Raw genomic sequence first — 11,765 nt, forward strand, 5'->3', positions numbered from 1 at the left:
TACCAATTTCAGAAAAATCAATAATTAAATAAATAGCAAATCTGTTGTCCTTTTATTAATTATATTTGTAGTAACAAGGTCAAAACACCATATTGGTACTGACATCAATTTAAATATTATGCAACAAATTCCTAGCGTTGATCTACGTGATTTCCTTTCGGACGACCCGAAACGTAAACAAAAATTTGTAAATGAAATCGGAAAAGCATTTGAAGATATTGGTTTTGTAGCTCTTAAAGGGCACTTTCTTGACGAACCACTTGTCGAAGAATTGTATAGTGAAATTAAAAAATTCTTTTCGATGCCAAAAGCAGCTAAGGAGAAATATGAAATTCCCGGTATTGGCGGTCAGCGTGGCTATGTGTCTTTTGGCAAAGAACACGCAAAAGGCCGAAAGGAAGGTGATTTGAAAGAATTCTGGCATTTTGGTCAATATGTAAATGACGATTCAAAATATAAAGGTCAATATCCTGAAAATGTTGAAGTAGAAGAATTACCAAGATTTAACATAGTTGGTAAAGAAGCATATCAAATGTTAGAGAAAACTGGAGTTTATGTCTTAAGGGCTCTCGCTTTACATTTAGGTTTAGATGAATTTTATTTTGATAAATATGCGCACGAAGGAAATTCGATTTTGCGACCAATTCATTATCCACCTATCACAGAAGAACCTAAAGATGCCATCAGAGCAGCTGCTCACGGCGACATCAATTTGATTACGCTCTTAATGGGTGCGCAAGGTAAAGGATTGCAAGTGCAAAATCATGAAGGAGAATGGATTGATGCCATTGCAAAGCCTGACGAATTAGTGATAAATGTAGGCGATATGCTTTCTAGGCATACCAATAACAAACTAAAATCTACCATTCACCAAGTTGTCAATCCTCCAAAAGAACTCTGGGGAACATCCAGATATTCGATTCCATTTTTTATGCATCCGATAAGTGAAATGAAGTTGGATTGCCTTGATAATTGTATAGACGCCGAAAACCCTAAGAAATTTGAAGATATCACCGCTGGAGATTTTCTTCACGAACGTCTTGTTGAATTGGGCTTAATTAAAAAATAAATTTAAAAACTGTAACTTCAGAAAGATATTGAGTTTTACTTACTGCTTTTCTGATTTAAATACTACATAAATGGATTTAAAAGATCAGCTTAAAAATCTCTTTCCAGAACACGAAGAGACTGACGAGCCAATTGCAGAAGATACTAGTTCATCAGAATTATGGTTGCAAGATGAGCCGATGGTTTGTAAATTCGAAAAACGAAAAGGCAAGCCAACAACTATTATCGAAGGGTATACCGGAGCGGACTCAGATTTTAAAAAACTAGCCAAAGAGATAAAGACAAAATTGAGCGTTGGCGGTACTTTCAAAGACGACACCATCATAATACAAGGAGATTATCGCGATCAGATAATGACCATTTTAAAAGAAAAGGGATTTAAAGTAAAACGTGTTGGCGGATAATAATTTTGCTTTCGCTAAATAAAAAATAGAACAATGATTAAAGCTTCAGAATTAATTTTAAATCCAGACGGTAGTGTTTACCATCTAAATGCTCGACCGGAAAACATTGCACAAGACATTATTTTTGTGGGTGATCAGGATAGAGTCGAGAAAATCACTCAATATTTTGATACCGTCACTTTCCGAACTCAAAAAAGAGAATTTAAAACTCAGACGGGCACTTACAAAGGAAAAGAGCTTACAGTTATTTCTACTGGAATCGGCCCTGACAACATTGATATCGTAATGAACGAATTGGATGCCCTGCACAATATTGATTTTGAAACAAGAAAACCAAAAAAAGAATTAACCAAACTCCACATTATTAGAGTTGGAACCTCAGGTTCTTTGCAAAAAAATATTCCTGTAGATTCAATTGTCATTTCGACGGCTGGTTTAGGAATGGACAATATGTTGCGTTCTTATAAAATGGAAGATGTGTGCAATATGAAAATGGAAGATGCATTTATAAAACATACTCAGTGGAATCTCGATAAGGGACGACCTTATGTTATTGAATGTTCAGAGATGTTAAAAAAACATTTTGATTCAGAAGATATTCACAAAGGAATTACCGCAACATCTGGAGGATTCTACGGTCCACAAGGTCGAGTTCTTAGATTACAATTAGAGGATGACAAGCTGAATGATACTCTCTCTAGTTTTGAATTTAAAAAACAAAAATTGACGAATCTTGAAATGGAAACCGCAGCTATTTATGGATTATCATCACTATTAGGCCACGACGCACTATCTATGAATGCGATCGTTGCAAATCGCGCTAACGGCACTTTTAGCGAAGATCCCTACAAAGCGATTGACTCCTTGATACAATATACTCTCGAGAAACTTGTTAGTTTATATAACCACTAGAAACTATGAAAAAAATAAAGATCGCTGGAGTACCTGAACATTTTAATTTTCCTTGGACTAAAGCTATTGCCGACAATAAATTTTCTGATAAAGGAATTAATTTAGAATGGACCGCAATTCCCGAAGGAACAGGACGTCTAAATCAGATGTTACGAGATGGACAAACTGATATGGCCATAATTCTTACCGAAGGAATAATTAAAGATATTCTAGCTGGAAATCACTCTAAAATTGTTCAAATTTACGTTGAATCGCCACTTATCTGGGGAATTCATGTTGATCATAATTCTCCTTTTGAAACTCCAGAATCTCTAAAAGATAAAATAGTTGCCATAAGCAGATTTGGATCAGGATCAGAATTGATGGCCAGAGTTCACGCACATCAAATGGGTTGGGATAATGATCGAATGCAGTTTGAGATCGTTAATACCATTGAAGGAGCAGTTACAGCGCTGCAAAATAAATCTGCCGATTACTTTATGTGGGAGCAATTTATGACAAAACCGCTTGTAGATCAAGGAATATTTAGACGGGTTGGCGTTTGTCCAACACCTTGGCCGAGTTTTGTAATTGCGGTTCGAGATGAAGTTCTCGAAAATGATACTGAGGCAATCCGCACAGTCTTGAACGTCATTAATAATTTTACTAAAAACTTTAAAAAGGAGGAAAATATTTCCACAATTCTTTCGGACACTTTTAATCAAAATGAAAATGATATACTTGAATGGATGGACCTAACAACTTGGTCACAATCTTCTATGGATGAGTCGTCGTTAAACAAAGTTCAAAATGAGTTATTAGAACTCGGAATTATAACAAAAAAAGGTACTTTTGCAGAAATCGTCAAAGCTTTATAGCTAGGGATTTACACTAATGGTAAATAATACAATTACTTCTATAAAAACGGTGAAAGAGCGACTACGGGTTAAAAAACCGTGGGATACAATCATTATTTTTGTTTTGAATGTTTTGATTGCTATTCCGCTGTTCATTATCGTACACCAAAATTTAATAGATCCAGAATGGCCATTTCATTTTGATAGGGTTTTAATTTTTATCGGAATTATTGCGATTATTCAGTTGTTATTGCAATTAATGCGCTCTATTATTATTATCTGTATCTTTTTTTACCTTATTTTTCTCATTTACGGAAGTGTTTTTGGAAATTATGGTTTCGGAGCTGTATTTGAGGATTATCGTTCGATGATGTACTCTATGGCCGATGATCCGTACCCACAGGATCTAATTATTTCAAAATTATTGCCATTTCCAAATAAATCGAAAGTTATAAATGCAATAAATTTCGAAAATCCCAATGTCCGAAATTTTGCTATTATGGCAACAACCAAGAGGTTTCGCAATGTGCAAGGTTTTAGAGAATACCGTCAAATTATTCAGTGTTTCGCCGTTTTTGAAGAAATTAATAGTCAATGGAATTACGTAAATGATCCTAAAGGTCGCGAATATATAGCCAAAGCGAGCGAAACTGTCTTTTCACTATCGGGTGATTGCGATGATCATGCGATTTTTATGGCTGCCTGTATACGTGCAATTGGTGGAACTCCGCGATTAATCCATACTAAGGGTCATATCTATCCTGAAATTTTGATTGGAAATAAATCCGATCTTGAAGCAATCAACTACTTAATTAAAAAAGAGTTATTTGTAAAGCAAAGTAAGAATAAGGAAATTCATTACCACATCGATGAGCGAGGTCAAATTTGGCTAAACCTTGATTATACCGCCAAATATCCGGGAGGACCATTTATGTCCGAAGAAATACTTGGAGCTTTGACACTTCAGTAATTATAGCCACCTTATCGGAGATTGCCTTGTTTGCTCTAAATATTCATTGGTTTTAGAAAAGTGCTTATTGCCAAACCACTTTCCTTGATTGGCACTTAATGGCGAAGGATGTCCAGACTTTAAAATCAGATGTTTTTGTTCATTTATAAATTTTGCTTTTTTCTGTGCAAAGCCACCCCAAAGTAAAAAAACTACATTTTCTTTTTCTTCTGAAATTATCTTGATTACCGAATCGGTAAACTTCTGCCATTCCAAATGTTTGTGGCTATTTGCTTGATCTTTTTGAACACTCAAAGTTGCATTCAACAACAACACTCCTTGTTTGGCCCAATGTTCTAAATTTCCTGATGTTGGAAAAAATACCGAATCCATATCTACAAGCAGTTCTTTGTAAATATTCCGCAATGACGGTGGAATTTTCACATTATCATTAACCGAAAAGCATAGTCCGTGCGCCTCACCTGCTCCGTGGTAAGGATCTTGTCCAATTATAACCACTTTTACATCTTTTGGCAAGCAATAATTAAATGCATTAAAAATTTGCGCTTTTGGAGGATAACATTCTGCTTTTTGGTATTCTTCGGAAACTGCTTTCATTAAATTTTGAAAATAGTTTTGAGAGATTTCATCTTTTAGAAATTCACGCCATTCTCCAGAAAGATTTAGTTGCATTTTGATAATTTTTGAGAACAAATTTCGTCAAATTTAATTTAATAATATCACAAGAAAAAGGTCGATAATTACTTTGTAACTTTGCATTCTAGAAATAAAGGAACTTAAAAAATATAATGGTTAGTATTACCGAAAAAACATTACAAGATTTACAATTTCCGACGGTTTTAAATACTGTTTCAGAATTGTGTAACACCGAATTAGGAGCTGAAAAAGCATTATTGATAAAACCATATCACGGTAAAGAAGCTTTAATGTCTTCCCTATTGATGACATCAGAGTACGCATCCTCATTTATAAATAATAATGCAATACCAAATCACGGTTTTGAGCAACTGTCTGCAGAGCTAAAATTTCTAGCTATTGAGGATAGTTATTTAGATACTCCCTCATTTAAAAAGATTTCAAACCTTTCTGAAACTGTAAATGTACTATTGCAATTTTTCAAAAAGTTTTACGACTATTATCCAGAGCTCAAAAAGTTTTCAGATAATGTGCCGCTCACTACTGAGCTTATTTCTGAAATTGCGAAAGTTGTCGATAAATATGGCGAAATAAAAGACAATGCTTCGCCGCAGTTGGTAGAGCTTCGTCGTGAGATGAATAGCGTTCGCGGAAAAGTGAACCAAAGTTTTGGAAGCGCGCTCACTCAATATAACTCACTTGGATATCTTGACGATATCAAAGAAAGTTTTGTTCAGAATCGTCGTGTTTTGGCAGTGCTGTCAATGTACCGACGCAAAGTGAAAGGTTCTATTTTAGGAAGTTCCAAAACAGGAAGTATTGCCTACATTGAACCTGAAGCAACTCTAAAATATTCGCGAGAGCTTGCCAATCTAGAATATGAGGAAGGAGAAGAAGTCAAGAGGATTTTGAAAAAATTATCAGCGATTATTCGGCCTCACGTCCCGCTCATAAAGCAGTATCAAGAATATTTGAGCGATATTGATGTGCTGGCCGCAAAGGCGAAATATGCTCGAAAGATAAACGGAATTTTACCCGAAATTACGGAGAACAGGATTGTAAATTTTCGAGATGCCTACCATCCTATTTTATATTTAACCAATAAGGAGAAAAAGGAAATAACTTATCCTCAAAGTATCAATTTCAGTGATGAAAAACGCATTATTGTAATATCAGGTCCAAATGCTGGAGGAAAAACAATTTCGCTGAAGACTGTTGGTTTGCTTCAATTGATGTTGCAAAGTGGAATGTTGATTCCTGTTCACGAACGAAGTGAAACATTTTTATTTGATAGAATTCTAACCGATATTGGTGATAATCAATCGATAGAAAATCATTTAAGTACTTACAGCTACCGACTAAAGAATATGAATTATTTCTTGAAAAAGTGTAATAACAAAACCTTATTTCTGATTGATGAATTTGGAACGGGATCTGATCCTGAATTAGGTGGAGCTCTTGCCGAAATTTTCTTAGAAGAGTTTTACCACCGAGAAGCTTTCGGAATTATTACCACACATTATTCGAATTTAAAGATGCTTGCCAATGAATTGCCACATGCAATTAATGCCAATATGCTTTTTGACGAAAAAACGTTAGAGCCAATGTATAAATTGATTCTAGGTCAAGCAGGTAGCTCGTTTACCTTTGAAGTCGCGCAGAAAAACGGAATTCCGTTTGGGTTGATAAATCGCGCAAAAAAGAAAATCGAGGGTGGGAAAGTTCGATTTGACAAAACGATTGCAACGTTGCAGAAGGAACGTTCAAAACTCGAAAAAACGTCTCAAAACTTGAAAGAGGTTGAAACGAAAGCTCGCGAAGAAGGTGCTAAGATGGAAACTACGAATGCAAAGATTAAACAGAAACTCGAAAGTTATCAAGAGCTCTACGACGCCAATCAGAAGACAATATATATAGGACAGAAAATTGAAGATATTGCTGAGAAGTATTTCAATAATAAAAGTAAGAAAGATTTGATTGGCGAGTTTTTGAAACTTGTCGAAATAGAAAATTCTAAGAGGAAAGTGGTTGCTCCAAAAGAAGTCAAGAAAAAGGAAGCTATAAAGAAAGAGATTATAAAAGAAGTTGCCGTTAAGGTTGATGAAATAAGAGAAGAGAAGAAAGAGAAGAAAATTAAGGCTGCACAAACTCCAATTAAGACAAATCACGTTTTGAAAGTTGGTGATCGTGTTCGTATGCTTGACGGAAAGGCAGTGGGAAGCATTGATTCTATTGAGAAAAAGAAAGCAATGGTAAATTATGGTATCTTTATGTCCAAGGTAAATCTTGATCAACTAGAGCTTGTAGAAGCAGTAAAAAAATAAAATGGAAATCGAAGAAGTTACAGTAGTAAAAAAAATCATTCTATTTGATGGCGTTTGCAATCTTTGCAATAGGATGGTAAATTACGTAATTGAACGTGATAAAAAAGATGACTTTAGATTTGTGTCCTTACAGTCTGAAACGGGAATTTCGATTTTGAAAAAGATTGGACTATACGGTAATAACATTGACAGCATTGTGTTGTACGAGCCTGGAGTTGCTTACTTCTATAAAGCAAACGCAGCACTTGAAATCGCAAAAAGCTTGGGTGGAATCTATTCTATTCTTGGCTATGTTCTAAATATATTGCCAGATTCCATTCTAAATTTTGGTTACGACTTCATAGCTAAAAACCGCTACAAATGGTTTGGAAAGCAGGATGCTTGTATGATACCCACAGCCGAATTGCAGTCAAAGTTTCTTGATTAGTTTTTTGAAAGCTTAGTTTCAATTTACCAGAAAATCCTCTAAAGAGGCGGAGTCGTTTTTAGCCCTGACTGAAGTGGAAAGCCTTTTGCAGGCAGAAGCCAATTTTTGTTGCATAAAAAAAGCGACCAAAGGAAGCTCTTTTTTTTGCTTACAAAAATGGCTTATGACCAAAAAGCTTGGAACAAAAAGCAGGATTAGCTCCAAAAAAAAAGCGCCCATAAAAAATTACGGACGCTATATAAATTAAAAATTTTCTACAAATTCACAGGAACGGGATTGTCGTGCAGTTTGTCTACAGATTTTGCAACAATCGTAGCAACGGCGGCATCCGATGTTACATTTACGACAGTTCGAACCATATCTAATGGTCTGTCAATGGCGAAAATCAAGGCTAAACCAGCCTCGGGTATTCCTGCCTGACCTAGTACAATTACTAGCATTACCATTCCCGCACTTGGCACTGCTGCCGAGCCAATTGACGCCAAAGTGGCGGTAACTACAATCATTAACTGTGTGCTTAAATCAAGCTCTAAACCAAAAGCTTGGGCGATAAAAATCGCTGCAACCGCTTGATAAAGACTTGTTCCATCCATATTTACGGTCGCACCAAGTGGCAAAACGAAACTCGAAACTTCTTCGTCCACGCCCAAATGTTCGGTTACTCTTTCCATCGTTACAGGCAAAGTAGCGGCACTCGAACTGGTTGAAAACGCCAATAATTGCGCTGGCATCATCGCAGAGAAAAATCGGCGCGGCGATACCTTGGCAAAAATCATCAAGAGCGACGGATACAACACAAAAATCATCAATAAGAGCCCTGTGAGTACGGTTGCTGCATAAACCAATAGTGCCTGCAGTGTTGAAAAATCGGGTATTTCGACCATTAAGGCCGCCATCAAAGCAAAGACTCCAATGGGTGCGGCGAGCATAATAATGTCGATAATTTTAAGAATTACATCGTTTAAACCTCGAAAAAATGCAGAAACGGGTTCGGCTTTTTTGGGTTCGATTAGGATTAATCCAACTCCAATCAAAATGGCAAATAAAATTACTTGCAGCATTTTGGAATTGTCGCCCATCGCAAAAAATACGTTTTCGGGAACAATATCTACGAGTGATTGCAATGGTCCTTGATTTTTGGCAGTTTCGGCCAACTGAATTTTCTGAGCGGCGTCACCAGCAAAACTAGATAATAGTGATTCTCGTGATTCTTGATTGATGTAACTGCCCGGTTTTACCAGATTGGCCAAAACCAGACCCAATGAAACGGCAATGACTGTGGTACATAGGTAGAGTCCGACTGTTCTTCCGCCTAATTTGGATAATTTCGAAATATCTTGCAAGTCAGCCAATCCGTTAATCAACGATACCAATATAAGTGGCACCGCAATCATTTTGAGCAGGTTGATAAAGATGGTTCCAAATGGTTTGATCCAATCGGTTACAAAAGTCAATTGATCAAAATTCTTCATGATATAACCGAAGACGAGTCCGGCAACCATTCCGAATAATATTTTCCAGTGCAGTGCTATTTTCATTTATTGCTGTAAATTTTATTTAAAAGGTAGAAATCGGCCATCACTAGAGCAGCCATCGCTTCGACAATTGGCACCGCGCGCGGTACAACACAAGGATCATGGCGCCCTTTGCCCATCAAATCGACGGTCTCTCCTTTTGCATTAATGGTTTGTTGATTTTGCATAATCGTGGCCACCGGTTTAAAGGCTACTCGAAAGTAAATATCCATACCGTTACTAATGCCGCCTTGAATTCCACCCGAGAGATTGGATTTTGTAGTTCCGTCGGGACTAAAAAGATCATTATGTTCGCTTCCAAGCATTTTGGCGCCACAGAAACCGCTTCCATATTCAAACCCTTTAACGGCGTTAATGGATAACATCGCGTGACCAAGAGTGGCGTGAAGTTTGTCAAAAATGGGTTCCCCCAGTCCAAGTGGCACATTCTGAATTACACACGTTACGGTACCGCCAACGGTATCGCCTTGCTTTTTTATTTCTTTGATGTAATTTTGCATTTTTTCTGCAGAAGCCAAATCAGGACAACGAACATCGTTGGTTTCGGTCAGCGAAAAATCTAAAGCTTGGTACGGTTTATCAATAAAAATGTCTCCAACCGACGATACAAAAGCATTTATTACTAGATCTGGAAGTAGTTGCTTTGCGATTGCTCCCGCAGCAACTCTTACTGCTGTTTCTCGAGCCGAACTACGACCACCACCGCGATAATCACGAATCCCATATTTTTGTTGGTAGGTATAATCAGCGTGACTTGGTCGGAAAGTGTCTTGATTATCGCTGTAATCTGCGGTTTTTTGATTGGTATTTCGAATAATAAATCCTATGGGCGTGCCAGTGGTTATGCCTTCAAATATACCAGAAAGAAATTCGATTTCGTCTTCCTCCTTTCGCTGGGTTACAATCGAGGATTGTCCAGGTTTTCGCCTTTGCATCTCTCGTCGTATAGCTTCGAAATCTAATTTGATTCCAGATGGACATCCGTCAATTGTACCGCCGATTGCCTCGCCATGCGATTCTCCGAAAGTAGTAAGTTTGAAGAGGATTCCGAAACTGTTGCCTGCCATTTTTTGAAGTTTGGAAACAAATATATGATTTAACTTTAAAAAATGGACTTTGCAAGCCTCAATTCTTCAATAATTGTGATTATTCCGACTTCCTAAATCTCCTATTTTTTGGCTTGACAGCCCATAACTGTCAAAAAAAATGTACCTTTGCCAAAAAATTAAAATGAGTACATTCGAGCAATTTAACCTTCCAAAATCTGTACAGAAAGCTATTGACGACCTGGGCTTTACCTCGCCTACGCCAATACAGGAAAAATCTTTTGGAGTTATTATGTCCGGTCGTGATATGATGGGTATTGCTCAAACTGGTACTGGTAAAACTTTGGCTTACCTATTACCACTTTTAAAATTATACAAATTTTCTACTTCTCATACTCCAAAACTGGTAATTCTTGTTCCTACACGTGAACTAGTTGTACAAGTTGTAGAGGAAGTTCAGAAATTAACTAAATATATGTCGGTACGCTCCCTCGGAGTTTACGGAGGTGTAAATATCAACACTCAAAAGACGGCGGTTTATACCGGGATTGATATTCTTGTGGGAACTCCAGGACGTGTGATGGATCTTGCGCTCGATAATGTAATTCGTTTTGAAGATACCCAGAAACTAGTTATTGATGAGTTTGACGAAATGTTGAATCTTGGTTTTAGGGTTCAGCTTACCTCCATTCTTGCGATGATGCCTAAAAAAAGACAGAATATTCTCTTTTCGGCAACGATGACCGATGAAGTTGATGCAATTTTAAATGACTTTTTTGATTATCCAGAAGAAGTTACACTTGCCGCATCAGGAACACCTTTGGAAAATATCGAGCAGTTGACATACAATGTTCCGAATTTTAATACGAAAATAAACTTACTCACTCATTTACTTCAAAATTACGAAGATATGAGCCGTGTTTTGGTTTTTGTAAATAATAAGAAGATTGCCGATTTATTACACGAGAAAATCGAACCTAATTTTGAAGATCAATTTGGCGTTATTCACTCAAATAAATCACAGAATTACCGCCTAAATACGATGGCAAGCTTTCAAGATGGAAAATTGCGCGGACTGATTACTACTGATATTATGGCGCGTGGATTGGATATTTCAAATATTACACACGTAATTAATTTTGAAATGCCTGAAATGCCGGAGCAGTATATGCACCGAATTGGTCGAACTGGTCGTGCCGATGCTAGCGGAACGGCAATTAATTTTGTAACTCCCCGAGAGCAGGAAATGCAAATGTCTATTGAAGAATTAATGGATTATGAACTTGAAATAACCGAATTTCCTGAAGAGGTTGCGATTTCTACCTTTTTGATTGGTCCAGAAAAAGACAAAGAGAAAATTAAATTTCTTCTTAAAAAACCAAAACTTTCGGGTGACGGTGCTTTTCAGGAAAAATCTGATAAAAATAAGAAAGTGAATCTTGGTGGTCCTTCAAAAACCAAAAAGAAAACTCACGGCTCGATTAACAGAGGGTTATTGCGCGCTCAAACGGCAAAAAGAAATAAAAAGAAAAAGTAAATTGAAAATAGAAGTGGAGGTTTGACAAATGCGTCAAATGTTCTGATTTTACTTTTTGATTTTGAAAACT

General features: G+C 36.8%; 11 protein-coding genes. 8 read left to right on the forward strand and 3 right to left on the reverse strand.

Going from position 1 to position 11,765, the window contains the following annotated elements; all coding sequences use genetic code 11:
• Nucleotides 1–118 precede the first annotated feature (118 nt).
• From SBO79_RS12140 to SBO79_RS12160, 5 genes are all read left to right on the forward strand, one after another.
• Nucleotides 119–1,069 (forward strand): isopenicillin N synthase family dioxygenase, encoded by a 951-nt coding sequence (locus tag SBO79_RS12140; protein ID WP_318640661.1) that lies wholly within the window; start codon nucleotides 119–121, stop codon nucleotides 1,067–1,069.
• Between the two features lie 70 nt (nucleotides 1,070–1,139).
• The gene (locus SBO79_RS12145; RefSeq protein ID WP_318640662.1) at nucleotides 1,140–1,472 is read left to right on the forward strand and encodes a translation initiation factor; all 333 of its coding nucleotides are present in this window, start codon (nucleotides 1,140–1,142) and stop codon (nucleotides 1,470–1,472) included.
• A gap of 33 nt (nucleotides 1,473–1,505) precedes the next feature.
• On the forward strand, nucleotides 1,506–2,384 hold the full coding sequence (locus SBO79_RS12150; RefSeq protein WP_318640663.1) for a nucleoside phosphorylase: 879 nt from the start codon (nucleotides 1,506–1,508) through the stop codon (nucleotides 2,382–2,384).
• Between the two features lie 5 nt (nucleotides 2,385–2,389).
• On the forward strand, nucleotides 2,390–3,241 hold the full coding sequence (locus tag SBO79_RS12155; protein ID WP_318640664.1) for a substrate-binding domain-containing protein: 852 nt from the start codon (nucleotides 2,390–2,392) through the stop codon (nucleotides 3,239–3,241).
• Between the two features lie 16 nt (nucleotides 3,242–3,257).
• A complete protein-coding gene (locus SBO79_RS12160) occupies nucleotides 3,258–4,190 on the forward strand; it encodes a transglutaminase (RefSeq protein WP_318640665.1) in 933 nt (310 codons plus the stop codon).
• Here the strand turns inward: SBO79_RS12160 and ung are convergent, their stop codons facing one another.
• A complete protein-coding gene (ung, locus tag SBO79_RS12165; protein ID WP_318640666.1) occupies nucleotides 4,191–4,862 on the reverse strand; it encodes a uracil-DNA glycosylase in 672 nt (223 codons plus the stop codon).
• A 116-nt stretch (nucleotides 4,863–4,978) separates the two neighbouring features.
• On the opposite strand from ung, the gene SBO79_RS12170 reads away from it, so the two are divergent.
• Nucleotides 4,979–7,150, forward strand: a complete 2,172-nt coding sequence (locus SBO79_RS12170; RefSeq protein WP_318640667.1) for an endonuclease MutS2 — start codon at nucleotides 4,979–4,981, stop codon at nucleotides 7,148–7,150.
• 1 nt (nucleotide 7,151) lies between these two features.
• Nucleotides 7,152–7,577, forward strand: coding sequence for a thiol-disulfide oxidoreductase DCC family protein (locus SBO79_RS12175; protein ID WP_318640668.1), 426 nt, complete (start codon nucleotides 7,152–7,154; stop codon nucleotides 7,575–7,577).
• A gap of 254 nt (nucleotides 7,578–7,831) precedes the next feature.
• Here SBO79_RS12175 and SBO79_RS12180 read toward each other — a convergent pair whose 3' ends face one another.
• Nucleotides 7,832–9,115, reverse strand: coding sequence for a dicarboxylate/amino acid:cation symporter (locus SBO79_RS12180; RefSeq protein ID WP_318640669.1), 1,284 nt, complete (start codon nucleotides 9,113–9,115; stop codon nucleotides 7,832–7,834).
• A complete protein-coding gene (gene aroC / locus SBO79_RS12185; protein ID WP_318640670.1) occupies nucleotides 9,112–10,179 on the reverse strand; it encodes a chorismate synthase in 1,068 nt (355 codons plus the stop codon). Before aroC ends, SBO79_RS12180 begins: the two co-directional genes overlap by 4 nt.
• A gap of 163 nt (nucleotides 10,180–10,342) precedes the next feature.
• Between aroC and SBO79_RS12190 the strand changes: the two genes are divergently transcribed.
• Entirely contained in the window at nucleotides 10,343–11,695 is a 1,353-nt protein-coding gene (locus SBO79_RS12190) for a DEAD/DEAH box helicase (protein WP_318640671.1), read from the forward strand.
• The last annotated feature ends 70 nt before the right edge of the window (nucleotides 11,696–11,765 follow it).

It is taken from the genome of Flavobacterium ardleyense (assembly GCF_033547075.1).
Lineage (GTDB): Bacteria > Bacteroidota > Bacteroidia > Flavobacteriales > Flavobacteriaceae > Flavobacterium > Flavobacterium ardleyense_A.

Excerpts from the sequence above, each read along its gene's own strand:
- SBO79_RS12180 (WP_318640669.1), bottom strand. The coding sequence starts at position 9,115 with ATGAAAATAGCACTGCACTGGAAAATATTATTCGGAATGGTTGCCGGA.
- SBO79_RS12150 (WP_318640663.1), top strand. The coding sequence starts at position 1,506 with ATGATTAAAGCTTCAGAATTAATTTTAAATCCAGACGGTAGTGTTTAC.
- SBO79_RS12190 (WP_318640671.1), top strand. The coding sequence starts at position 10,343 with ATGAGTACATTCGAGCAATTTAACCTTCCAAAATCTGTACAGAAAGCT.
- SBO79_RS12175 (WP_318640668.1), top strand. The coding sequence starts at position 7,152 with ATGGAAATCGAAGAAGTTACAGTAGTAAAAAAAATCATTCTATTTGAT.
- ung (WP_318640666.1), bottom strand. The coding sequence starts at position 4,862 with ATGCAACTAAATCTTTCTGGAGAATGGCGTGAATTTCTAAAAGATGAA.
- aroC (WP_318640670.1), bottom strand. The coding sequence starts at position 10,179 with ATGGCAGGCAACAGTTTCGGAATCCTCTTCAAACTTACTACTTTCGGA.
- SBO79_RS12155 (WP_318640664.1), top strand. The coding sequence starts at position 2,390 with ATGAAAAAAATAAAGATCGCTGGAGTACCTGAACATTTTAATTTTCCT.
- SBO79_RS12170 (WP_318640667.1), top strand. The coding sequence starts at position 4,979 with ATGGTTAGTATTACCGAAAAAACATTACAAGATTTACAATTTCCGACG.
- SBO79_RS12160 (WP_318640665.1), top strand. The coding sequence starts at position 3,258 with ATGGTAAATAATACAATTACTTCTATAAAAACGGTGAAAGAGCGACTA.
- SBO79_RS12145 (WP_318640662.1), top strand. The coding sequence starts at position 1,140 with ATGGATTTAAAAGATCAGCTTAAAAATCTCTTTCCAGAACACGAAGAG.
- SBO79_RS12140 (WP_318640661.1), top strand. The coding sequence starts at position 119 with ATGCAACAAATTCCTAGCGTTGATCTACGTGATTTCCTTTCGGACGAC.